The sequence below is a fragment of the Vreelandella zhaodongensis genome (assembly GCF_013415115.1).
GTDB classification, from domain to species: domain Bacteria; phylum Pseudomonadota; class Gammaproteobacteria; order Pseudomonadales; family Halomonadaceae; genus Vreelandella; species Vreelandella zhaodongensis.
Window position 1 is genome coordinate 1 of record NZ_JACCDD010000010.1, and the last position, 24,085, is coordinate 24,085.

Annotated in this window: 15 protein-coding genes; 5 read left to right on the plus strand and 10 right to left on the minus strand. The window is 53.3% G+C overall.

Translation table 11 applies throughout. The features are described 5' to 3' along the window. Positions 1–59: 59 nt before the first annotated feature. The gene (locus tag HZS79_RS15575) at positions 60–839 is read left to right on the plus strand and encodes an HNH endonuclease (RefSeq protein WP_218928029.1); all 780 of its coding nucleotides are present in this window, start codon (positions 60–62) and stop codon (positions 837–839) included. Between the two features lie 174 nt (positions 840–1,013). Here the strand turns inward: HZS79_RS15575 and HZS79_RS15580 are convergent, their stop codons facing one another. Together HZS79_RS15580 and HZS79_RS15585 are read right to left on the minus strand one after the other, a co-directional pair. Further along, a complete protein-coding gene (locus HZS79_RS15580; RefSeq protein WP_179928324.1) occupies positions 1,014–2,729 on the minus strand; it encodes an ATP-binding cassette domain-containing protein in 1,716 nt (571 codons plus the stop codon). Between the two features lie 229 nt (positions 2,730–2,958). Next, positions 2,959–3,159, minus strand: coding sequence for a helix-turn-helix transcriptional regulator (locus HZS79_RS15585; protein WP_179928325.1), 201 nt, complete (start codon positions 3,157–3,159; stop codon positions 2,959–2,961). A gap of 425 nt (positions 3,160–3,584) precedes the next feature. On the opposite strand from HZS79_RS15585, the gene HZS79_RS15590 reads away from it, so the two are divergent. The 4 genes from HZS79_RS15590 (at position 3,585) to drt3b (ending at position 9,257) form a co-directional block, all read left to right on the plus strand. Then, complete coding sequence (locus HZS79_RS15590; RefSeq protein WP_179928326.1) at positions 3,585–5,336, plus strand: GMC oxidoreductase; 1,752 nt, start codon at positions 3,585–3,587, stop codon at positions 5,334–5,336. Between the two features lie 361 nt (positions 5,337–5,697). Further along, positions 5,698–6,039, plus strand: a complete 342-nt coding sequence (locus tag HZS79_RS15595; protein ID WP_179928327.1) for a DUF427 domain-containing protein — start codon at positions 5,698–5,700, stop codon at positions 6,037–6,039. Between the two features lie 100 nt (positions 6,040–6,139). Continuing rightward, positions 6,140–7,321 carry an antiviral reverse transcriptase Drt3a gene (gene drt3a / locus HZS79_RS15600; RefSeq protein WP_179928328.1) on the plus strand — a complete coding sequence of 394 codons (1,182 nt, stop codon included), beginning with the start codon at positions 6,140–6,142 and terminating at the stop codon, positions 7,319–7,321. Further along, positions 7,314–9,257, plus strand: a complete 1,944-nt coding sequence (gene drt3b / locus HZS79_RS15605; RefSeq protein ID WP_179928329.1) for an antiviral reverse transcriptase Drt3b — start codon at positions 7,314–7,316, stop codon at positions 9,255–9,257. The genes drt3a and drt3b overlap by 8 nt, the downstream gene beginning before the upstream one ends. A 262-nt stretch (positions 9,258–9,519) precedes the next feature. On the opposite strand, the gene recD is transcribed toward drt3b, so the two are convergent. The 8 genes from recD to HZS79_RS15645 all read right to left on the minus strand — a co-directional run bounded on the left by recD (position 9,520) and on the right by HZS79_RS15645 (position 24,085). After that, positions 9,520–11,748 (minus strand): exodeoxyribonuclease V subunit alpha, encoded by a 2,229-nt coding sequence (recD, locus tag HZS79_RS15610; RefSeq protein ID WP_179928330.1) that lies wholly within the window; start codon positions 11,746–11,748, stop codon positions 9,520–9,522. Next, positions 11,745–15,683: an exodeoxyribonuclease V subunit beta gene (gene recB / locus HZS79_RS15615; protein WP_179928331.1), complete on the minus strand. Its 3,939-nt coding sequence runs from the start codon at positions 15,681–15,683 to the stop codon at positions 11,745–11,747. Before recB ends, recD begins: the two co-directional genes overlap by 4 nt. Then, positions 15,680–16,207 (minus strand): hypothetical protein, encoded by a 528-nt coding sequence (locus HZS79_RS15620; RefSeq protein WP_179928332.1) that lies wholly within the window; start codon positions 16,205–16,207, stop codon positions 15,680–15,682. Before HZS79_RS15620 ends, recB begins: the two co-directional genes overlap by 4 nt. Then, positions 16,204–16,512: a nucleotidyltransferase family protein gene (locus tag HZS79_RS15625; protein ID WP_162218853.1), complete on the minus strand. Its 309-nt coding sequence runs from the start codon at positions 16,510–16,512 to the stop codon at positions 16,204–16,206. Before HZS79_RS15625 ends, HZS79_RS15620 begins: the two co-directional genes overlap by 4 nt. Positions 16,513–16,558: 46 nt before the next feature. Then, positions 16,559–20,167, minus strand: a complete 3,609-nt coding sequence (gene recC, locus HZS79_RS15630; protein WP_179928333.1) for an exodeoxyribonuclease V subunit gamma — start codon at positions 20,165–20,167, stop codon at positions 16,559–16,561. A gap of 195 nt (positions 20,168–20,362) precedes the next feature. Further along, the gene (locus tag HZS79_RS15635; protein ID WP_179928334.1) at positions 20,363–21,250 is read right to left on the minus strand and encodes a carbon-nitrogen hydrolase family protein; all 888 of its coding nucleotides are present in this window, start codon (positions 21,248–21,250) and stop codon (positions 20,363–20,365) included. Beyond that, positions 21,250–22,746: a M81 family metallopeptidase gene (locus HZS79_RS15640; protein ID WP_179928335.1), complete on the minus strand. Its 1,497-nt coding sequence runs from the start codon at positions 22,744–22,746 to the stop codon at positions 21,250–21,252. The genes HZS79_RS15635 and HZS79_RS15640 overlap by 1 nt, the downstream gene beginning before the upstream one ends. A gap of 40 nt (positions 22,747–22,786) precedes the next feature. Then, a complete protein-coding gene (locus tag HZS79_RS15645; RefSeq protein WP_179928336.1) occupies positions 22,787–24,085 on the minus strand; it encodes a TRAP transporter large permease in 1,299 nt (432 codons plus the stop codon).

A 24,085-nucleotide genomic window follows, 5' to 3' on the forward strand; every position in this document is an offset into this window, starting at 1 on the left:
GCGCTCAAGTGGCTAAATGCCGATATTAAGATTACTCAGCCAGATGACCGGCTGGGTAAATGAATAAGGACAATAGGCGGTGGAAACGGCTCGAAATCGGGTTTTTCTACAGCCTCGTTAGCCAACAAGCGAGCCACTCGAAAATCATGCAAAGTCCTAGATCAAGAAACATTGATAGAAAACCTAAAGCGCGGCGCTGGATTGATGGGAATACGGAAAGCTCTGCCCTGCTACTTGGAGCGATTCGCACCCTCGAAGCGGGTTACGGTGGTGATTTCTCAGGCTTCGTCGATTTCGCTCCAGCGGAATACCGGTTCAACGGCGAAGAATCCGGAGGATACGTGCTCCTGCGTGCTCGTAAGAGCGGATCAGTGCGTGCCCAAGTACAGATAGAAGCTGATGAATGGACGGAACTAGAGTTAAAAGATTCGGGCGATCTCCGTGCGCTCGTTGAGCTCATTACAGAGCACCGCCTGACGGATTTCGACTTTGCAACCGAAAGGAGTCAGGCGGAGTTTGATGAAGCCGTGAAAGCCGCGCTTGATGATCCGCAGAGTGAGCGAAAAGAAAGGTTAAAGTATGCGGATCCGCAGGCTAAGAAGGTGTGGAGAAAGGTTGCGGTCTACACGAGAAATCCTGATGTTGTAGCGGAGGTGTTACACTGGGCCAACGGCAACTGCGAAGAATGTGGAAAAACTGCACCCTTTTTGAGGAGTTCGAACGGTACACCATATCTCGAAGTACATCATCGTCAACAGCTTTCAGATGGGGGCGATGACACCATTGAAAATGCGGTTGCACTCTGCCCAAATTGCCATAGGAAACAACATTTTGGCTAACAATGCGTTGCATCGGTCAAGCCGGTGAACGCGGCGTTAGCACTACCAATAACGCAGCCAAATTCACTATGCCACTACAAACCTCGGCCGATGAGCTGGTACACAACGCTGTTAGTGCAAGGATTATTGATGCCATCATGTAGTGCATCCTTTAAGTGCCCCAACGTCATAAGGTTAACTCTCCTGTTCAGCCAAAATCGGTGCTTTGTTCGATCCGACATCAATGCATTCATCGGCAAGCGCAAGTACCTGCTCACGATGGCTTACTACCACCAGGGTCTCAACACGTGACCTTAGTGCCTGCATAAGCTGAATCTCACGCATACTATCCAGCGCCGCAGTGGGTTCATCGAGAATCATGGTGCGTGTGCCGCGCAGTAGCGCTCTGCCAATGGCGATGCGCTGTTGCTCCCCACCGGAGAGATTTCTGCCCTGTACGCCAACATCCCGATCCAGCACGCTGTCGCCAGAAGTTTCGCCGCCGACCCGTTCTAGATCCAGCAGTTTGACGACTGCCAGTAGCTCCTGGTCAGGCACGGGCTGTTGGTGTGCGTACAGAAGGTTTTCGCGAACGCTACCGCTGAAAATCAGCGGTGCTTGGGGAACGACACTTACTTCGCAAAGAATATTTTCCGGTGAAAGGCGGCGAACACTGACACCGTGGAAGAGAATCTCGCCAGCAGCTTGAGGTTCAAGCCCCAGAAGGGTTCTTAACAGCGTGGATTTTCCGCTTCCCGATGGACCACGCACCCCATACATCTTGCCAGCCTGAATCTCCGCGCTGAGCGGCATGGCTGAAGTAGCGTCATCGGCGCGCAGGACAACGTCACGTAGCGTGAACACTGGCTGCTGAGAGTCAAGAGTGATATCGGCTGTGGCCTGGGGGTTGGTCGGCAGGTCAAGGTATCTAAGGCCGTCACCGAGAGCGACGTAGTTCTTCTTGAGGTCGATCAACGCCGCCGCAATCATGACGAACGGGGAGGTAAGTTGAACCACATAGGTCGTGATCATGATGAAGTCGCCGACTTGATAGTGCTGGCGTAGCGTTTCGCTGACGGTATAGAGCGTAAACCCACCCAGCACGAGTCCCACGGCGAGCACTTGTCCACCCATCAAACCGCTAAGCTTGGCATGGGTTCCGTATACGGTGTGAACGTAGGTGCGCAAGTGACGGTCGAGGGTGCGTTCTTCATGTCCAGCAGCGAGGTTGATCTTAATGTCGTACAGTGCGCGTAGACGCTCGGCGAGGAATTCACTCAGCTGAGTATGCGTCTGGTAGAAGTTTTTGTGGATGCGGGTTGTCGTATCGGCAATTCGGTAGGTCAGCACGAAGAGCACAATGATGGCCAGAATGAAGGCGGCCGCGAAGGCAAGGTTTATCACCTGCCAGAGAATACCAAAGACAAAGCAGAGCTGAATTACAACCGGGGTGATGGTCCAGAAGAGGGCGTGGTTGATCAGGCCAAAGCTGCTCATCGCCCGGTTCACGTCGGCCATGACCACGCCTGTATCAAGCTGATGCTGCGCTTGGTAAGGTAACCGTAGCAGACGCCGCACAATACTCGAGTACACGGCCGCATCGCATCTAGCCATCACGTATGCACTGGCGAGATTCTTGCCCCACTCCATCATGTTGCTTAACGTCCAGCCGACTGCATAGGCAGTAGCAAAGACGTAGATCATACCCACTGCCGCCTCACCCGAATCCTCTACTAATAGGTTGGTTGTTTGCCGCAGTAAATAGGGAACAGATGCACCCACCGCCGCTATACCGATCATCAGCAGCACCACCAATACGAGATGGACAAAGAATCGCGGATAGCGTGCGCGAACCAGCTCGAGCCCGCGTCGATAGGTCGTCACGTAGGATGAAGGAGAGGTATCTCTCATGGCAGGGCTCTTTAGTCTGGATATCAATGATCGGGCGCATCCGCTCGGTCAAGTGCGGAGCATCGCCTAGTACTCGCCCAACCTCAGCGCGTATTGACTAAATATAACGCTAAGAAGTGTAACTCATTCGCATATGTATTTTAAATGAAGTAGTAGTATGCGGTACGGTGTGATCCTTCTTTTCACTCGTAAGGACTGCGCCCGAGGCCGCAAAGCCATACTGATTTCTTTATATTTTCGCTTCTCTACCAAAGAAGCCGGTGCTGAAAGAGCTTTCGGACTCGTAACCCAGTGAGAAGGATATGACGGCCACATTCTCGTTACCGCTTCGCAAACGGTCCGCTGCCATTAGCATGCGCCAGCGTGCCAGATAGTTCATGGCCGTACTTCCATTGGTGACTATACGGCCTCGCCGATGGCAACCGCGCATTATGGGCCTCCTGGGGCATCGAGGACGACGGGCTACGTGTTTTTTTAGCGGCGACACCAGCTACTTCGACGGCTTTGCCTAGATCGGCCAGCGCTTCGGCCCCTTCGATGTGACGCTGCCCAGTTCCGGCGCCACGGGTTGGAGCGTAGGCCGATACAAGCTCCGTCAGCCTTTGGTAATCCTACGTGTGGACAAATCATTCTTAGGTACTAGACTGAGCATTAGATTATTAATAACTGTTAATGGCGCGACCTATACGCAAGAGATGACCCTATGTCTCGTTTGATGATGTGGCTGATATGTCGTGGAGCTATGAGCAATCGTTGGAGGAAGTGGGGGAGACGAGAGAGTGAATAAATAGCCGGGAATAACCCCGCACTGAACTCCCAGAAAATGAAAGTAACATCAACGTAGGGAGCTACGACATGGGAACAGCAGCCGCAAGTCAGAATCTTCAATATGGTTACCCGACACCCGGGCCGCAAACCCCCTCCGGGCAACGGGTAATGGATCATGTGTTCTTCTTGTCCAATGCGGGGTGGAAAGCCGCCAGAGAGCAGAACCGTTACGACTACGTGGTAGTAGGGACGGGGTTTTGTGCCCTGGCGTTTGCGAAACGTGTTTTGGCGTCAAACCCTCATAGCCGTATTCTTATGATCGAGCGCGGCCCTTTCTTTCTTCCGGAGCATTTTCAAAACCTTCCCTTGCCCTTTAAAGACACCCTGGGTGGGCTTTCTGAAACCTTCCCTTGGACGATGTCCGCTTCTACTGCCCTGGGCAAGAATGGCCCGGTTCGCTGGCAACACGGCATGGTGCCTTTCTTTGGCGGTCGCTCTACGCTGTGGAGTGCCTGGTGTCCACGGCCGAATGATGCTGAATTTAGCGGTTGGCCGAAAGCTACCATCGATGCCGCACGAAAGTATTCTGATACCGCTGAGGAGCTGCTGCGAGTCCAGAGAGCTGATCAAATTGACCAGGGGCGCAGCACAGAGGAGTTAAACGTCATCGGCAAGAGTCGGCCCGTCTATGGCCCCCTGCAGAAGCGTATTCAATCGCTGCTTGAAGAAAAGGGGGAGAGTGTCGAGGGCATCTACCGAACCCAGGCCGCACCTTTGGCGTCCGCCTCTAAGAATGTCAACGGCGTTGACTTCCAGAAGTATTCAACACCTGGCGATATTCTCGCACTGGCCGATCAGCAGGCCAAGTTGCATGCTGACGGGAAAGGCGCCAGGCTGGATATTGTCACTGAGTGCGTTGTAGAAAGAATTCAGCAACAAGAGATCAATGGTTCTCGTCAGGCCACGGCCCTGGAAACCTCCCGAGGCGTGCTGCCACTGGGCGAGGCAAAACTGGTTCTTGCCATGGGCACCTTGCCGCCCACTACTCTCCTGCGCAACTCTTTCCCAGACACCCAAACGCTAGGTGAACGTTTTTCCGCGCATTTCATCAGCTCCATTGTGGCACGGGTTCCCAAGTCTTCACTGGATCCGCAAGATAAGTTTGGCGACCTGGAGTTGAGTGCCTGTTATGTGGCTGGTGTGGCCGAAAAAAGCTATGAACAGCAATTCCATATTCAGTTGTCATCGCTATGGGATGTGAACCCGGAGAAGAATGCGGGTACGGCATTGCGCTACATGCCGGATGTGGTGGCAACCGCGTCACAAACCCAACTGAAATCATCCGAAGGCTATGTGGTGTTTGTCTGTGCGGTGTTGGGTGAACTGGATTATAAAAACGCGGAATCCTGGTTCTTGAGCAATGCACAGGACCAAAATATCACCACCAATTCACTGCTTCAGGTCAAGGAGAATACCCGAGACTATCAGACCTGGAAGGCCATGGATAATGCCACTTTCGGTATCCTGGAAGATGTGCTGTCTCCAATGGGGGCTTCTCAGGTTGAGTACTGGCATGGTGACCCTGATTTGGGGGAATGGAGTTCCGAGCGGCCGAGTGAGGATCAGCGGCGGGTTGATGCCCTGGTTCACGAAAGTTCCACCCTGTATCTTGGTGAAGAAGCGTCCGCCCCTGTGGATCTGAATTATCGATTCAGAGGCAGCAATAATGTGTATGTCACCGGTGGCTGCTTATGGCCGCAGGGTGGTTCCTGGAACCCAACACTGACCATGGTGGCCTTGGCTCAAGATCTCGCGGACAAACTGGAAAGCGCGAAATAGCACGGCTTGCTTTCCCAAGACCGGCAGCGCCATAACGCTGCCGGTCATCATTCCCTTCCCTGTCTCCTTTCCTTCCTATGCCCGTCATAAGACTCTCGTCATCGTGCCGGGGTGGTAAAACCCTTGAAAATTATACGGAGGTTTCGTTAGTCGGCCTGTGCTTGACCACTCAAGCAAGCGTGAGACTAAGGAGATGTTACGGGCAGTGGCAGGGCAGTCATAGTGAAATAGACAGCATTAGCATAAATATGACCCAGGTCATTTCCGTAGCCTAAAGTGCTACGAGGGAGGCGTAGGACTCAACGGATTTAACTGCTAAGCTAATTTTACTAGAGCAATAAATGCCGCAGGGAACAACCTAATGCCAAATGCCCCACGCATTGAGCTTCACCCTATTAGCCAACACGTGCAGGTGCATGTTGATGGCACGTTAATCGCCGACTCCATTAATACGCTTCAACTCCGCGAACGCGGCTATCCGCCACGCCATTACTTCCCACGCGAAGACGTGCGGATGGAGTTACTCACCGTGTCAGAAACCACCACGTATTGCCCGTTTAAAGGGCATGCGGTGTATTTTTCGCTGGGTGAGCGCCAGGATATCGCCTGGAGCTACGAGCAGCCGATTGAAGGCATGGAAGCTATTGCGGGTAGGGTGGCGTTTGCAGGTGGTAGTGTAAAAGTGCAGGTGAAGGATGAGTAAGTGCAGCTTGGTATCCTCATGGTGTTATTGAAGCAGAGGATTCAGCATGCGTGTGATTTAATTACATGCAAACAATTAACCTTAATAATATTCTTAAATTATGTTGAAACAAGTTTTTGATAAAGAACAGCTTTCCAAAGTACTTACATCATCTGATGTTTGGCAATGGGATTTGCTGTCAATTTATGGTGATGTCGAAAAAGCAGTAGATCATACCGTTAAATATTGGAAATTACACAATTTAAATTTGTCATTATTAGAAAAAAGAATAATAAATGGAAAGACAGTCTTTTCCCCTGCTGTTATGGAAGATGCTTTCGCAATTAAGTTGCTTGATAGGTTTGTTAGAAGGATTTATAAAGTCCGGCAATCAGACCGTAATCGAATAGTTAGACAGCTAATAACCTTATTGAAAGACTCAGGATGTTATCATGTTCTTCGGTTGGATATAAAAGATTGTTACGAATCCATTCAATCTGATTCGATTATTAGGAAGTTTGAAGAGGAAATGATACTTGCACCTGAGTGTATTAAGTTGCTTAATGATGTTTTTACTGATCTTCGAGTAGAAAAAAATATGCATGGTTTGCCAAGGGGGTTGTCAATAAGCCCTACGCTTGCTGAGCTTTACTTGGAAGATTTAGATAAAAAGATAGCATCACATAATGATGTGATATATTGCGCAAGATATGTTGATGATATTGTGCTTTTAACACCAGTAGGAAAAGAAGATAAAGTGAAGGCCGATATTCAGTCTTTTATTAATGAAATGGGCCTGTCTCTAAATGATAATAAAGACAAGTGTTATAGTGGTCTCTCAAGTTCAGCAGAATTTGATTATTTAGGTTATTCTATTAAGGTGGAGCGTCAGAATAAAAAGCCAAACAAAGTAAATGTAAGAATATCTCAGTCAAAGATAAATAGAATAAAGACACGAATAGTTAAAAGTTTCTGCGATTATAGAAAGAGAAACGATTTAATTCTTTTGAAAAGAAGGCTTGAATATCTTTGTATGCTAAAACATGTGCGGAAAGGTAAAAATGGTGATTTGTTAGCTGGAATTGCTTATAATTATCAGTATGTCACAGATGGCTTTGAATGTTTAAAAGAAGTTGATGGTTTCCTTTGTCAGCAGTTAGTTGACCCTCGGTTTGGACTTGCTAAACAAGGGCAAGAAAAGATTAAAAAAGTGTCGATATATGGGAATGCTAGAAAAGGTAATATAGGTAAATTTAGTAAAAGCCAAACAATTAAGATAATGAGAGTCTGGAAGAATGCCTAATATTATCAAGGTGGATACCAATGATAAATTGAGAACATTGATAACTGATGTTCTCCCTTATGAATTGCCACTGTGGTTTTCAAATTTTACTATGTATCAAAGATTTAGTACAAAAGCGCATGTTAACGCATACCGAGCAGTTTCTGGTTTAGACTTTGAAAGTCAAGCTGGTTTTTATATTCCACTTGATTATCTCGTATCTCGAGGAGGAGGGAAAACACCACGTACGATATCAATAATGCATCCGGTAGCTCAACTAAAGGTTTGTGATTTTTATAATAAATATGATGATCTTATAGAGTATTATTGTACAAAATCAAAATATTCACTAAGGTATCCTTATAGAAAATCAACAAAATTTTACGGCAAAGCTCGAAAAGGATCAAAGTTAGTTGATGGTGTTGAGAGTTCGGACGAAGAGCGAATTGTTTCAAGTTCTTATTTTAAATATAAAAAATATCCATTTCTATATCGGTTTTTTGAATCTTATGAGTATCATAAGCTTGAAAAGCAATTCCATAGCATGCTTCAGGTTGATATTTCAAAATGTTTTCCCAGTATTTATACGCATTCAATTGGATGGGCGGTGAAAAACAAGCGCTTAGCAAAGGCAATGCCAAGAGCATGTGGCGATTTTGACGGACAATTCGATAGTTTGATGCAATTTACAAATTATCGTGAGACTAACGGCATTATTATAGGTCCTGAAATAAGTCGAATTTTTGCGGAAATTATTTTACAAAAAATAGATTTAAATTTGGTTGATAAAATGAGTAAGCGTGAGTATAGGGTCTCTAAGGATTATGACTTTAGGCGCTATGTCGATGATTATTTTATTTTCTTTCGTTCTGAAAGTGTAAAGTTGGCTTTCATAAAGTCACTTGAGTCTTCTCTCTTAGAATATAAGATGTATTTGAATGAGGCAAAAACTACTATAACCTCTAGACCTTTTGCAACTGATATATCATTGGCGAAAAACTCATTAAGTCATGCTGTTGGCGAATATTATAAGTCGCGATATAAGGATAGAGACACTAATAGTGAGTCTGTTGTTAAGTTAAAGAATCCAAGTTACAAAGCAAACAAAGCAATAGCTGAAGTTAAAATGGCTTTGGCTAGCCATAAGGTTGAGTATAATTCAATTTCTAACTATCTTTTTAGTGCGATTGCAAAGAGGCTGTCTTCGTATTTATCGAAAATTAGAGAGGTTGAGGTAAAAGAAGATTTTCATTTGAACTGGGTTTTGGTTGATTTAGATATTTTATTCTTTGTCCATGCAATGGATATTCGTATAAGGCCAACAGATAGGTTGGCAAGATTAATTTACGATATACTTGAAACAACCGAAAGCTGGCCAGAGAACTATAAGGAAATAATAAACAAAAAAATATTTGATCATGTCAAGCATGCAATGAATATATTTATTAATCATGCTAATGATATAATTGGGCTTGAAACCTTAAATCTATTAATGATATTAACTATGCTACCATCAAAATATCAAATTCCAGAGTCGAAACTAACAGAGTATTTTGGTAGCTTGACAGAGAGTTCTGTAACCAATGATTTCTATTTTCGCTGGGTAACATTCATGCTGTATGCTGGAAAGAAGCCGGAATGCCAGCTGATTAGAGATATATTAATTGCATCAGCCGACCATTATTTGCTGAATAGCGATGATATGTTTGTTGATTCTGAATACTTTATGTTTTACTTTGATTATTTGGCTTGTCCATATATTGATAAAGCAGTAAGGAAAGATATGATGGAAAAAGTAAAAAAAATCACTTTTGATAACAGAGGGAATTTGGTAGAATTCGATCTTAACAAGCAAAGTGGAGTAGTTCTTAATAACGATTTCATTGTTAGTTGGAGAAATTCAAATTACCTAAAGAATAGTTTGGAGAAGAGGGAATATATTTTCTCTTACAGCTAGTTTATGTCGCCTGCCTCCGTAGGTTTCTGCATTCGTTCTTGTGTTTGCAGGGCTTTGGGAAACCTTAGCCACACACACGATTGGGGGGAGGCGGCACCCAATATAAGGTACTTTTTTACATTGCCTTAAATCTTGCGGAAATGTACCTGTACATACTTATAAAAAAATATTGTTTGTTTTAAATATGGGCTCAAGCCTATAGGGAAAGAGCTATTAAGGTCTCTCAACTTGGCTCAGTAAAACTATATTTTTGCTGGTAGTGTTAACCCATCCCACTAACCCTCATCACCTCTCTAGTCACCGCCTCATTCAACACCCCGCGTTTGGCTTCGATCAACGTGAGCCAGTCGCGGGCGCGGGTGATGCCGGTGTAGACCAGCTCGCGGGTGAGAATCGGGTTGATGGTGGGCGGTAGCAGTAGGGCGGTGTGCAGGAACTCCGAGCCTTGGGATTTGTGTACCGTCATCGCGAATACGGTTTCTACCGCGTGCAGGCGGGAGGGCAGCACCCAGCGGATGGGGTTATCAGCATCGCTAGTCGGGAACGCGACTCTTAACAGCTTTTGTTGTGGATTGCGGGGATCTGGCACCGCCAGGGTGATGCCGATATCGCCGTTCATTAGTTTTAGGCCATAGTCGTTTTGGGTCACCAGTACCGGGCGGCCTTCATACCAGCCTTTTTCCAACGTGTAATCACTGCCATACAGCAGCTTTTCACTACGTAGGGTTTTGGCGATATGCAGGTTTAAGCCTTCTACGCCCCATGGGCCTTTGCGCAGCGCGCATAGCAACTGAAAGTGGCTGTAGGCGCTTAGTACCTCAGAAGCCCAGGCGTTATAGGCCGCTGGGTTTTCCTCAAACGATTCCCCACGCGGGCGCTGTGCGTTCAGTACCTTTAGGTAATGTCGGTAGCCGGTGGGTGGGGCGATGGGCTCATTTTTGTGGTTAGTGCGACCTGCGCCATCGTTTAGAAATTTATCCGCGCTGCCATGAATGACCAGCTTATCTAGCGCGGTGTCATCAGCAATCGTTAGGTGGTGCAGGTCTGGGTAGCCATGGCGCAGCACGGCGTTAACGGCCTGCTGTTTTTTCCGGTCAGTTTGGGCATGGCTGGGCTGGTTAATCGCCTGGGCCAACTGGCCGATGCCGCTGTGTTCGTTAAAGCGGTGGCTTACCCGCAGCATGGTAATGGCTTGGTCGAGTGGCTGGCCGTCAGCATCCAGGTGCTCGGGTGGCAGCGGCTGGCCGGTGGCTCTTTCTAGCCATTGGGCGGTTTCCGGGGTGTAGTGGGCGGCTTCGGCACGGCGGCATAAATCGCCAAGTACCGAGCCAGCTTCTACAGAGGCCAGCTGGTCTTTATCCCCAAGCAGCACGCACTGGGCATTGGTGGGCAGGGCGCTCAGCACGGCGGCCATCATTTCGATATCCACCATGGAGGCTTCGTCGATCACCAGTACGTCCAGCGCTAGCGGGTTGGCGGCGCTGTGGCGGAAGTGGCGGGTGTCGGGGCGGGCGCCCAGAAGGCGGTGCAGCGTTGTCACTTCAGTGGGAATGGCTATCTCGCTGGGGGCTGCGGAGGGTGAGTGTTCACTTAGCAGCGTTTCTAGCTGAGCAAGTGGCAAACTGCTTACCTGCCCGGCGATGGATTCATTCAGGCGGGCAGCGGCTTTGCCGGTGGGGGCGGCTAGGCGAATGCGCAGCGGCTGGCTGGGTGAGTGGGCCAGTTGCAGGGTTTGCAGAAGGGCGAGCAGGCGCACCACGGTGGTTGTTTTGCCGGTGCCGGGGCCGCCAGTAATAATGCCGAAACGGCTGCGGGCGGCCAGGGCGCAGGCGGTTTTTTGCCAGTCGAGGCTGTCGCTTGGCTTGAACAGAACGTTCAGCGCCTGGGAGAGAAGGTCGGGCTGGCTGTCGTCACCCATCGCTTCTAACCGTGTGGCGATTTGCTGGTGCAGGGTTTGCTCATACTGCCAGTAGCGGCGTAGGTAGAGCCGCGTGTCTGAAGCTGAGTGAGTAGTCACTATCACCAGCGGTGTGTTGCCGGGGCCTTCGCTGGTGAGTAGTGGGTGGTGCAGCGCGGCTTGCCATTCGCTTAGCGTAAGCGTTGCCAGCACGTCGCTGGGCAGCGGTGGCGGGTCGGTTAAATCATCCCCTTCTGGCGGTAGCGAAAGGGCGAAATCTGGTGCGTTAAGCGTGGCGTTTAAATCCAGGCACACATGGCCTCGGCCTAGCTGATGGCTGGCCAGGGCGGCGGCCAACAGCAGCAGCGCGGGGGCATCCGGTGCTTCTGCCGCTAAAAAGCGCACCAGGGCGCGGTCTAAATCACGCAGCCAGCCCCTGGCTACCCAGCGCTCGCATAGGGTTAGCAATTCAGTGGTATCGCTTAACGCAGGGTGAGCGCTCACTGGCGCGGGGACCATTGAGGGCTGGGCATCCTGTGTCTCGACGGCATCGCCAAACAGGTCGAAAGTGTGGGTGTCTTTTGGCTTACTCATACCGTCGCTTCCTGTGCGGGGCTTGAAAACGATGCGCCTGCAAACAGGCTATCCAGTGCTTCGATCAGTTCAACCGGGGCGGGCTCGGAAAATACCCCGCGCCCTGGGCTGCGGCTACCGCGCAGAAATACTGTCATCGAACCGCCCAAGTGCTGGTGCGGGTCGTAGTCGGGCAGGCGCGCTTTTAGCAGCCGATGCATAGCCAATAGGTAAAGCGCGGCCTGGAGATCGTAGCGCTTGGCTAGCAGCTCATGGCGCAAGGCTTCCGGTTCGTAATCGCTGTCATTCGGCCCTAAATAGTTCGATTTCCAGTCCAGTACGTAAAAGCGCCCTTGGTGCTCAAAGGCTAAATCGATAAAGCCTTTGAGCATACCGTTTAGGGTATCGGCATCCAGCGCTGGGCGCTCAACCCCTGGCAGTAAGTGCTTGCTTACCAGGGCATCAATTGCTTGGGTGTTAACCCGTTGGGCGGCTAGCCAGAACTCTAGTTCCACTTGGTAGCTGCTGAGTTCGGTGAGCGCGACGCTTTGTTGGTTTGGCGCGGCCAGCGGTAACGGCGTGGTGAGTAGCGCTGAAAGCCAGCCAGCCAGCGGTTCCTGCCATGCTTGCCAGCCGCGCAGCTGCACGCGCCGCCATAGCATATCGTTGAGTGAATCGTGGTCGTTGGCAGCGGCTGCAAATCCTTGTCTGCCTGCCCATTCCAATAGCCCGTGCAGGAAAGTGCCCGGCCCTGGCCCCCTGGGAAATTTATGCAGGTGGAAAGTGTCTGCGCTCGCCCATTCGTTGTTAATCGTTCGCTCGAAATGCTCATTTAACCCCTCGTAAACTCCGCTTTCTCGCGAAAGATTGCCTAGACTGGCCTTCGCTCGAAGACTTTCCATGTCATCAGGCATGAGCGAAATATCTTGTGGTTCATCCAGTACTTCAAATGTTGTGGCTTCCTGGGCGGTGGTAGGCTCCAGGGGCGTTGCTGTGGGGGCGGTGAGGGTGCCGGAAAGGCGCAGCGCCGAGTAGCTGGCAATCCACCAGTGCTCCTTGGCCGGGCGCGTGGGGGTGCGGGCGTGCCCAAGCGTGGCGTTTTGTTCGGCGCTTTGTTCAGAGAGGGCAAGGCGCTGGGCAGTGGGTGCCGGTGGCTCGCTGACAGCAATCTCGCTGCCTTGTGCCAGCGCTTCCAGCGCGGTGGTGAGCTCTGCCGGTGCAATGGTTTTTCCGCCGCTAATCAGGTAGCCGAGGGCGCTATTTTCCAACCCTTGAAGTGGGGCTAGCCCCAGCCAAGTCGCATGGCGGGCTCGGGTCAGCGCCACATAAAGCTTGCGCAGGTCTTCCCCCAGGCGTTCGCGGTCGGCGGTGGCCAGGGTTTCTTCATCGGCGTTTAGGCTGAGCTGAAGGTTGCCGTGGGCGTCGTGCCAGCGCAGCGGTATGTCTTTATCGCTCACCGGGCGGTGGTTGGCGATAAACGGCAGAAATACCAGTGGGTACTCAAGCCCTTTGGATTTGTGGATGGTGACCACTTTGACCAAATCCGCGTCGCTTTCAAGGCGCAGCTTGTGGCTGTCGCCGTGGCTTTCCGGGTCGGCAATGGCTTCATACAGAAAGCGAATCAGCGCGTGTTCGCCGTCCAGTTCTGCGCTGGCTTGCTGCAGCAGTTCGCCTAAGTGCAGCAGGTCGGTGAGCAAGCGCTCACCCTCTAGCTCTTCCCCCAGTAGACGGGCGGGAATGTCGAAATCCACCATCATACGGCGTACCAGCGGCAGCACACCCTGGCGCTGCCATAGGCGATGATAGTGGCTGAACTGCTCTACCCGAGCCTCCCAGGCCAGTTCGTTTTGTTGCAGGTGATCAAGGTCGGCTAGGCTTAGCCCCAATACCGGCGTGGCCAAGGCGGCGCGCAGGTGGGCTTCGGCCTGGCGGGAGCTGGCGAGAGGCTCGGCGCAGGCGCGCAGCCAGCGTTCTACCTGCTTTGCCATGGGCGAGCTAAACACCTTGTCGTGGTCGGAAAGGTAAACACTCTTTACTCCACGGCTGGCCAGCGCTAAGCGAATGGCACGGGCTTCCTGCAGGCCGTTGACCAGTACTGCCATATCGGAAGGTTTTAGCGGGCTTAGGTCATCGCCTTGCTGAAAACCGCTTTTGCCTTCTTTATTGCCGCTTTGGCCTGCCGCAAGCAATTCCACCATGTAGGAGGCGCAACGCTCGGCCATCTCGGTCTGATAAGCGGTTTTGGAAAGTGGTTCTTCGCTTGTTAACGGCCAGAGCGTCATGGCGGGCAGCGGCTGGCCTTGGTGGACCAGCTGTTCGTCGCGGCCTTTGGCGTCCACCGATAAGAACGGCAGCGGGTTCTCACCGCCTTCTTCGCGAAATAGAAACGCCCCAGCCGGGTGCTGGTCGGCGTAGTGGAAGCAGTGATTGACGGTTTCCACCATGGCGCGGCTGGAACGGAAGTTGGTGCCCAGCGTGACGTGGCGGCCTGCGGTGTCTTGGCGGGCTTGCAGATAGGTGAAAATATCCGCACCGCGAAAGGCGTAGATGGCCTGCTTGGGGTCGCCGATCAGTAGCATGGCGGCATCGCGGCGGGGGTTGGCGACGTCATAGACCGCGTTAAAAATGCGGTACTGAATCGGGTCGGTGTCCTGGAACTCATCAATCAGCGCGACGGGGAACTGGCGCAGAATCTGCGCGGCCAGGGCGTCTTTGTTGGGGCCTTGCAGGGCGCGGTCTAAATGGGTGAGCAGGTCGTTGGGGCCCATTTCTGCGCGGCGTTCCTGCTCGCGCTCCATACGCACTTTGCACCACTGCACGGCGTGAATCAGCAGGTCGTTGCGCGGTTCGGGCAAGGCGTTGAGGGCGGCGGGCAGTGCCTCAAACGCCTCAAACGCTGGGTGGTTCGGTGGCTCTCCGTTCCAGATTTCAGCAATGCCCGCCGGTGTCAGTCGCTTCCATGCAGTGGCCTTCTTATCCATATCAGGACTGACAAGGTCGCTTTCCGCCCATTGCTGAATTTTATCCAGCCATTTTCCTCGATGATCTTTGCGCATTTTGCCAGGGGCAAAGTGCTTGGCTGTTTGGCCATCGTCAAAAAGCTGCCGAAGTTCATGTACCCACGCTCGCCAAGGAGCTTTTAGTTCTTCAAGGCGTGCGCTGCGTTCGGCGTCGGCAGCGCTTAATGTGTCGGCTGGCACGGGGCGTTGACTGCCGAGTGCGTCGCTTTCGTGGAGCAGCTTGCGTACATCTTCGTGGAGTTTATCCGGCGATTTCCAGTAGCGGGTAATGCTGCCCAGGGCATCGGCATCCAGCGGGTAGTAGAAGGTACGCCAGTAGTCGCGCACCACTTCTTGCTCCAGTTCGCGCTGGTCGTTTTCCAGGTTGAGTGAGAACAGGCTGCCGCTATCGAAGGCGTGCTCGCGCAGCATGCGATAGCACCAGCTGTGGATGGTGGAAACGGCGGCTTCGTCCATCCATTCGGCGGCTAGCTCCAGGCGGCGGGCGCAGGCGGGCCAAGTGGCCTCTGAGTATTGCTCGCGGAGTTGGAGTAGCAGTGGGTCATCATCGGTTAGCTCGAAAGCAGGTCTCTTCGAGGGCGCTGTGAACCCATCCTTGGGCGCTACTTTTTCCATCCCTGGAAAAAGACCCTCTCCGTGACCTGCTTCTTTCGCGTCCGGCGCTTTTCTAAACACCGCGGCGGCTTCTACCAGCCGATGGCGGATACGTTCACGCAGTTCCTGGGTGGCGGCATTGGTGAAGGTGACCACCAGGATTTCCGGCGGGGTGAGTGGGCGCACAAAGGCGCTGTCGTCTTCGCTGTGCTGCCCGCCCAGTACCAGGCGCACGTAGAGCAGCGCGATGGTGAAGGTTTTGCCCGTGCCCGCGCTGGCTTCAATCAGGCGGCTGCCGTGAAGCGGTAGCGTGAGCGGGTTGAGTGGGGTTGGCTGACTCATAGGAAGATACTGTCAAACTCAGTTGAGAAATCCTGGCTTGCGGGCAAAATTTGTAGTTGCTCTGCGCTCCAGTTCACAAGACGCTGTGACGTTAATAGGAGCATATCGGCGAGTTCGTTCAGTAGATTGAAGTGTTCTGCTATCTGGGCATAGTGCGTTGCGTAGTCATGGGCCGCTATATTGCGAATAGCTCGGCAGCGCTGCCAATCACTGGTGGCGCCAATAACCCCCTGCTTTTCAAATAGGGAAAGTACTTTGAGAAAGCTGTCAGTGGGTTCGCCCGCCAGTAGTGCACTGTGTCGCATGGCTGATGCTAAAGAGTCTTGCAGCTTGGCAAAACTCTCATTTATTGCGGCGAGTGTTTCGAACAGGTTTACATCTTTTTTATGATCCGCCAGCCAATCGCCATTCATTGGCCAATTAACTTTGCTGCGTGACTGTTGGAGAAACCAGGCGCAGCGTTGGATGGCTTCAAGTAGCTGTGCAAGGTGGCGTTGTTGGTCGCTCAGAATATCCTGGCTCATGCTGCTTCCTCTGTGTTGAGAGGCTGTGACTGGGCCAGCGCGATTGCCTGGAAAGGCGTAGGTTCTGTACCTGATACATAGGTCAGAATGTCCACTGGTAACTGGAGACGTTCTTCCAGTGCCATTTTAAGCTCGGCACAGGCAAGCAGCGTTATGGCCGCTGGGGAAATCAGCAGTAAATCAACATCGCCGCCTCGCCTTGTATCATCCAGTCGAGAGCCAAACACGTGCGTGTCTATTGAGGCGCCGGCGAACTCGCGGACACCTGACAGAATAGTATCGCGCTGTATTTGAGTGAGGCGCATGGAGACTGCTCCTTGCTTGAGTGTGCAGTATTTAAAGGTTAGCACTTTAGCGGGTTTTGCCGATATCGGGCTTTTTCACGGTCTTGAACAGCGGCGCATAAAGCGCTTCCGTCAGCGTGGCGAAGGTGTGTGTCTGGCCATCATCAGATGCTTCGAGGCGGTCGAAAAATAGCCGCTCGAAGCGGGGCCATTGGTGGCCGAGATAAGGGCTTTGCTCGACTTCGCCGGTGGTTTTAAATCCGCTCTCATAGACTTTTTCGGCCGCGGCGTAGGCGTCGCTTTCTCTGCCTTTTTCAATGGCAATGTCAGGTGTACCCAGTTTTGTCAGCCACACAAAGGCGGCCTGGGGAGCCAGCGGAAGCGGCACTTCCAGGCCGTGTTGCCAAGCGCTTAGCTGGGTTTCCAGGTGCGCGCGGGCGGTGTCGGCAGCGATAGGTTCCAGGGTGATGTTGCCCGCTTTGGAGAGCAGTTGGGTGGTCATCGGGCCGCTGAGATTGCCTGCCAAGTGGGCAACCCAGTGGCGTAGCAGCAGATGCCATTGGTACTTGCTGTTCTTGATCAGGCTGCTGCTAAGCAATAACAGGCGGCAGCGGTTGCCAGCATCATCCTGGCGTAGCTCGCCCAGCCAATCTTCCAACGTAATACCGTTACTGCCTTCCAGGTGAATGGCTTCTGGATCATCTAGCGCAACCGGCCAAGCGCCCAGGGCTTGTTCATAATCGTTGAACAGCGCTTCCATGGGTTCTGCTAAGGCGTCACGCATGCGCTCGCCAAAGGCTCCCATGGCCAATACGCCTTGGCCCTGGAAGCGTTCAAGGGCTGCGTGAAGGGCTTCGATACGCGGCTCGCCTCGATCAATGGCGTAGCGCTGGGCGGCGATCAGTTGGTCTTGCAGCTGCCAGTTTTGCAGGCCATCCAGGGCGAACGGTTCTTCGTCCAACTCGGCAATCGCTTCCTGCTCGAAATACACCCCCAGTCGGGTATTGAAGAAGGCACGTACTGGCTCGCGCAGGAATTGGCCCAATTGGCCAAGCGTCAGGCTAGTCGGGGTGTTTTCCGGTGGGGGAAGTGTGGATTGGGCAGCTTGAGGCGTGCGCGGTGCGTGTACCTCGCGCCATTCATGAACATAGGTAAATAGTCGTTTCGGTTGAGTGGTTGCATCAAAATAAGCGCGGCTAAACGGCTGCAGCGGGTGCTCGGTGGTCAGCGCTTCCAGCAGCGGCGTGCCGCTCTCGATCTGCCAGCCTGCTTCTAGGTGGTCACGCAGCTGGCCGACCAGTACCGAAGGTGGTAGCGGGGTGTTGTCGATTTGGCTTCTGCCGACCCAGCTTATATAGAGCTGGTCGCGGGCGGAGAGCAGCGCTTCCAAAAACAGGTAGCGGTCGTCTTCCCGGCGGGAGCGGTCACCGGGGCGGTAGTCACTGCCCATTAGGTCAAAATCTAACGGTGGCTGGGAGCGGGGGTATTCACCGTCGTTCATGCCTAACAGGCACACGCGCTTAAACGGAATGGCGCGCATGGGCATTAGCGTGGCGAAGTTAACCGCACCTGCTAGAAAGCGCTGGGAAAGGCTGTGTTCATCAATCTGTGCCAGCCAGTGTTCGCGCACCATGGAGAGCGGCAGCGGGTCGTTTAATTGAGCTTCCTCGCTGCTTTCCAGCATTTGCTGCAGGCCGTTTTCCAGCTTGGTGAGCATCACGCTTTCTTGGGCGTCGTCGGTCAGGAAGAAGGTTTCCAGCAGCGTGCGTAGCCGCGCTACCCAGTTAGCGGCATCGGTAGGCTGGCAGAAGGTTTCCCAGGTCTCTTCGAGCTTTTCCAATAAGGTGGCTAACGGCCCGGCAAGGCCCGCTTCCAGCCCGCCGATATCGTCAAACGGCTCGATTCCTTGCCATGCGTGGCCTTCGCCCACGGTGTAGCCCAGCAGCAAGCGGCGCAGACCAAACGCCCAGGTGTTTTGGCTTAGCCCGCCAGGAAGTTCGAGAGTCTGGCGCTGTTTGGCATTCAGGCCCCAGCGGATGCCTGCGCCTTCCATCCAGCGCTCTAGCACCGGCAGGTCGCGCTCTTCAAGCCCAAAGCGCTGGCGCAGAGCGGGCACATCGAGCAGATCCAGCAAGTCGCTGACCGAAAGGCGCAGCTCTGGCAGGCGCAGCAGCTTTTCCAGGGCAATCATTAGAGGCAGGCGGTGGCGACTGGCTTGGTCGGAAAGCGTATAGGGGATATGCCGCGGGTCGTCATTTTGTAGCTGGCCAAACACTGCGGCGATATGCGGCGCGTAGCGGTCGATATCTGGCACCATGACGATGATATCCCGCGGGCGCAGGTCAGGGTCGGCACTGAAGGCGGCCAGCAACTGGTCGTGGAGAATCTCAACTTCCCGCTGAGGACCATGGGCAATATGAAACACCATGGAGTCATCTGCCGAGTTTAGCGCGGGCCAGTGGGTTTGGGTTTCCGCCACGGGGCGAAGTTCGCGAATATCATCCTGCAGTTGGCTGAGCAGGCAGTCGCGATCAACGCCGTTAAACGGCTCGAACATATCAATACGCAGCGCCTGCTGCTCAAACAAGGTTTGGTAGTTGCCCGAATCGTCATGCTCATCCAGCAGGCGCAGGTAGTCGCGGCCCTGCTTGCCCCAGGCGGCGAGCAGCGGCTGAGCGTGCAGATGCAGGGCATCGTCGGCGTCGCCAGTGCCCAGCACATCTAGCGCTTCGGGCATGCCGGTTTTGCGCCGCTGGCGATAGCGGTTGGCGCGCAGTAAATCCTTGTGTTCGATGATATCTGCCCAGTAGAACTGGCAGGGGTTATGCACACACAGCACGATCTGGGAGCAGCGCGAGAGCGCCGCCAGGGCTTCCAGGGTTTGTTGGGGCAGCGATGAAATACCAAAAATAATCAGCCGCCGGGGCAGGCCGCGCGGGCAGGGTTGGCCTTCCAGCTGCTCAGTCGCTTTCAAAAAGCGCCGATGCACCTGGGCGCGGCTGCTGTTAAGACCTGCATCGCCTTGGGTGACGGCGACGTCTTCGCGCAGTATGCGCCATAGCGCAGGCTGCCAGCGCTGGTGCTCTTCCAGTGGGCGGGGTTCGCCCCGAGCAGTAATCAGCACGTCATCACCGTTGGCCCAGGCATCCAGCCAGTCAGCGCGGTAGACCTGATACTGGTCGAATAGGTCTGCCAGCCGCTCGGCCAGTTGGTAGTGTTTGCGCTGGTCGCGGTCGACTTCCAAGAACTGTGCCAGCGGCGCGAACACTTCCTGCCCCGCTAGCGTGGGCAGCAGGCGCAGCAGCCGCCACACTAGGCGCGATTTATCAAACGGCGAGGTCTCAGGTACCGCGTCGCCATCTTGATCAACATAGGTGAGCACCGTGCGGTAGGCCTGCCATAGAAACCGCGCAGGCAGCATGACATCCAGTGCGGCGGCGATGCCTGCGCCGCCATTTTCCGGGTCTTCCGCCAGTGCCAGCTTTAACCACTGCCCAATGCCGTTGCTCTGTACCAGAATGGTCTCGTTTTCCAACGGACCCAATGGGTGCAAGCGCATCCACTGCACCGCCAGCCCGCGCAAGTCTTCCAGGCGGTTAGCATGCACCACCATAAAGCCAGGGGTGAGAGACGCTGGCGAGAACGGTGTTGGTGAGCAGTGTGAATTGGCAGACATGCGGTGGTGTTCCTTCGCGGCATTAGGCATTGGGAATAGCGCTATGGTGCCATAAGTTAAGTTTTGAAGCTTAACTGCCTCGATGTCTCCTGCCCGAGTCTAAGCTATAGCATTGAAGTCGTTGCTTGGTTGCTTGGTTGCTTGGTTGCTTGGTTGCTTGGTTGCTTGGTTGCTTAGTGTTGCTGTGGAGCTAGCCTATTTAGCAACATCGGCTATCGCGCTATAAAGCTCTGGTCGACGATCATTCAGGATGCCGGTGGCCATTCTGTATTCAGCGATTTCATCTAACGCCAGGCTGGCGCGTAAAATGCCTGTCTGTTCGTGATCCAGGGCAGCGAGGGTGCTGCCATCGGGGCGCGCTACTAAGCTGCGCCCCATAAACTGCATCCCGCCGTGCCGTCCAACTCGGTTGCAACTAACAAAGAAGAGCCCGTTCTCTTGCGCTCGGGTGTAGGCACGATGGCGGAAGGTGTCGGGGTCTTCAAGGGGCACGTTGGCGTGGCGAAATGATGCCCAGATATTCGTTACCACTTCGGCTCCGCCAAGGGCTAGGCAACGAGTAACCTCAGGAAAGCGAATGTCATAGCAGACTTGCATGCCGATGCGGGCTGCTGGGATATCGCAGACTGGCATGCTGCGGCCCGGTGTGAAGTAGAGCTTTTCGTTATGCCATAGATGGGTCTTGGCGTAACAAGCCTGAATGCCTCCGGGGCCCAGTAGTAAGGAGGCATTATAAAGTTTGCCGGATTGAGTGGCTGAGCGCAGAGCGAGCCCTACCACGATATGACAGTCGTAGTGGGCGCAGACAGCCGATAGCGTCTTGATTAACGCACCATCGTGATTGGCAGCAGCGTTATACAGCTGCTTGGCATACTCAGTATGGGATGCGGCGCCTGAAGGGAACCCCTCTCCAGGCGCCAAAGGCTCCACATAACCAGTGTTACACAGCTCTGGAAAGACGATTAGTCCAGCACCATTTTTGGCTTCAGAGGTGGCGGTTTCGATCAACTGCTCGCCATTACCTATCGGTGCCAGAGGGGCGAAATCCAGTTGTGCAAGGCTGACTTCAAGTTTGCGGCTCATCAGTTCTCCGTCTTGACAGAGATGGTTGGGTGCTCCACGAAAGGATACACGCTTCGAGTGTCCAAACGTTCATAAGGCAGTGTCGTTAGGTCGGCTGGCCCGTAATCTGGCGTGTCTACGATCAGAATCTCTTCTGCCAGATCTTGATAGACCTGGCGGAAGTGGGTCTTTGAGCGCAGCACGATGATGTCGTAATCCCGCGGATTCTGATCAAAGACGGTAAAGGCATCCTCATCGACGCCGAAGGCTGGACGGCTGATCACACTGACAAGGATATCGCCAATGCGTAGCAGTGCTGATAGCCCAAGGTTGACGTAGCTGCCCTGGAGCATGGCGCCGGAGATATAGTAGCTCTTGGGTTCGGCCTGCAGCACCTCACATTCTACCGTCAGGCGAGGGCCTGCCCGACGTGAACTATGCGCTCCCAGGGTCAATGTAGTGGTCGCACCCACACCGGCGGCAGCGGCCATCTCAGCTGCTTGAGGGTCCCACAGGAAAGGCACTGCCGTACGCTGAGCATTACGGCGGATCAAGGCATCGAGCAGGTAGGTAGAGTCACTCATTCGATCGGCATGTTCCAGCAGCACAATCGGCTTGCTAACCCGGGGGGCTGTTTCCAAGGCATGGTTGACTGCCTCGTCGAGGCTATAGATATGCTCGGGTCTGTAGAGCTCATGGCGGTCTTGCCAGATACGTTCGCACAGTGAGGTGGCAATGGTGTTGGCGCGCTCGGCGTTGGCATCGGTGACTGTCATGACCGAGAAGCCAGTATTGGTGGCATCGGCATAGGAGAACCCCGCCATAATAGAAATATCGAGATAGCTATCCGACTCATGTTCTAGGCGTCGTGCCTCGGCAAGAATTTTGGCTAGTGGATTTAACTGGGTGGCACTGAAAATGCTGGGCGTCAGGACGCCGGGCTTGACCAGACGGCAGGTGGGCGAGAGCTTGCCCTGAAGTGTGAGGGTCATGCAGTTCGCAGTGCGCCGGCCGGTCTCGCCCATATCGGTATGCGGTGATTTTTGATAGGCGAAGGCAGCGTCGCAGGCGCGGATGCTGTCGGCATCTAGATTGCCGTGGTAGTCGAAACCCACCATAATCCGCACTCTTTCACCGACAGTACGGCGTACTGATTCGATGATAAAACGCTCTGGGTCTTCGTAACCGGGCGCCCAGGCCGCGCCGTGCAGATGGAGCAGCACCCCATCTAGATCATCAATGTCGGCTAGTCCCTTACAGATTTCCGCTGTGTAGCGTTCTACTACGTCATCCGCGACTCTTCCCAGCGCACCCAGGTAGGCGTAAACCAATGGGACTGTTGTTGCGCCGCGTGCCTGACAAATCTCAAGGAAGCCTCCGATAACCGTGTTGGTATCGGTGAGTCCTGTGACAACCTTTGCTCCACGCAGAACCCCTTCTTCGAAATCGGCGTAGTGGACAGTGTTCGGCAGGAAGCTAACTGATTCGATATGAAACCCGGCGATGGCGATCTTCATAAGGCAGTTCCTTTCGTTGTTTGTGTAGTGATGTGTGGCGTCACAGTAGGTTGGGTAGGAAGAGCACGATGCCTGGGAAAGCGATGAGTAAACACATCACCAGTACCATGATGAAGAAGAAGGGAAGAGAGCCTCGAATGGTGCGCGACATGCCCCTCTCGCCAGCGACCTGGTTGATGATAAAAAGGTTGAGGCCTACTGGGGGAGTGATTAGGCTCATTTCGATGAACAGCGCCATCATTACCCCGAACCAGATAGGGTCAAAACCAAGGCTCATCATCAGCGGATAGATGATCGGGAAGGTCAAAAAGAACATGCTCGTGCCTTCGATCAGACAGCCCAACGCAATGAACAGCAGACCGACGATCAAGGCAATGTGCCAAGGCTCCATTTCTAACGCGAGGATCATTTGACTGATCTGTTGAGGCACCATCATGAAGGACAGTGCGGTCGAGATGATATGGGCGCCGATCATCATCAGAGCGATCATGCAGGTGGTGCGAATCGACATCACTGCTGCTTCATGGATTGTGCCCAGGCTTAGTCGTCGTTCCAGGGCGAGGATCAATAGTGCGCCCATGGAGCCGACTGCTGCCGATTCGGTGGGCGTGGCAAAGCCAGTATAGATAGAACCCAGCACTGCCCCGATCAGGGTAAGTGGAGCAATGAGCAATTTCATCGCTGCCAGGGTTTGCCTCCAGGGTAGCTTGTCGCGGTCAGTATTTTTCGGTGGGTGGCGTAATGAGAGAAGCGCTACGTAGGCCATAAAGGCGAGCACGAGGATCAAAGCAGGGACCAGGCCAGCGATGAAAAGGGTGCTGATGGATTGCCCGGCGAAGCTACCGTAAAGGATGAAGAGAATGCTGGGGGGAATCATGGTGGCCAGCGTGCCACCCGCCGCGAGCGAGCCGTAAATCAGGCTTCGGTCGTACCCCCTGTCTCTTAATTCATTAACAGCCAGAGTTCCCATGGTGGCGGCTCCAGCCAGGCTTGAACCCGAGCAGGCACCAAAAATTGCACAAGATGTGATATTGGTCTGTACCAAACCGCCCGGCAGCCGTGACATCAAGGGGGACAGCCCCTGGTAGATCTTGGTCGCAATATTCCCCTTGAGCAGTAAGCTACCCATGAAGATAAACAAGGGAATCGCCGCTAAAACAAAATCATTGACGACTTCATATTGAATGGTCTCGACAATACGGAAGAGACTGGCGGGAAGAAAGAAGTAGAGCAGTGCCAATCCCAGTCCTGCCAGGCCGATCGATATCCAGATGCCGCTGAGCAGCACCAGTGCCAATATTGCCAAGGCAAGGGATAAGTTGAAGAAGGTGAGTTCCAT

Coding starts and splice junctions, on each gene's coding strand:
- HZS79_RS15575 (WP_218928029.1), top strand. CDS start 60: ATGAATAAGGACAATAGGCGGTGGAAACGGCTCGAAATCGGGTTTTTC.
- HZS79_RS15580 (WP_179928324.1), bottom strand. CDS start 2,729: ATGAGAGATACCTCTCCTTCATCCTACGTGACGACCTATCGACGCGGG.
- HZS79_RS15585 (WP_179928325.1), bottom strand. CDS start 3,159: ATGCGCGGTTGCCATCGGCGAGGCCGTATAGTCACCAATGGAAGTACG.
- HZS79_RS15590 (WP_179928326.1), top strand. CDS start 3,585: ATGGGAACAGCAGCCGCAAGTCAGAATCTTCAATATGGTTACCCGACA.
- HZS79_RS15595 (WP_179928327.1), top strand. CDS start 5,698: ATGCCAAATGCCCCACGCATTGAGCTTCACCCTATTAGCCAACACGTG.
- drt3a (WP_179928328.1), top strand. CDS start 6,140: ATGTTGAAACAAGTTTTTGATAAAGAACAGCTTTCCAAAGTACTTACA.
- drt3b (WP_179928329.1), top strand. CDS start 7,314: ATGCCTAATATTATCAAGGTGGATACCAATGATAAATTGAGAACATTG.
- recD (WP_179928330.1), bottom strand. CDS start 11,748: ATGAGTAAGCCAAAAGACACCCACACTTTCGACCTGTTTGGCGATGCC.
- recB (WP_179928331.1), bottom strand. CDS start 15,683: ATGAGTCAGCCAACCCCACTCAACCCGCTCACGCTACCGCTTCACGGC.
- HZS79_RS15620 (WP_179928332.1), bottom strand. CDS start 16,207: ATGAGCCAGGATATTCTGAGCGACCAACAACGCCACCTTGCACAGCTA.
- HZS79_RS15625 (WP_162218853.1), bottom strand. CDS start 16,512: ATGCGCCTCACTCAAATACAGCGCGATACTATTCTGTCAGGTGTCCGC.
- recC (WP_179928333.1), bottom strand. CDS start 20,167: ATGTCTGCCAATTCACACTGCTCACCAACACCGTTCTCGCCAGCGTCT.
- HZS79_RS15635 (WP_179928334.1), bottom strand. CDS start 21,250: ATGAGCCGCAAACTTGAAGTCAGCCTTGCACAACTGGATTTCGCCCCT.
- HZS79_RS15640 (WP_179928335.1), bottom strand. CDS start 22,746: ATGAAGATCGCCATCGCCGGGTTTCATATCGAATCAGTTAGCTTCCTG.
- HZS79_RS15645 (WP_179928336.1), bottom strand. CDS start 24,085: ATGGAACTCACCTTCTTCAACTTATCCCTTGCCTTGGCAATATTGGCA.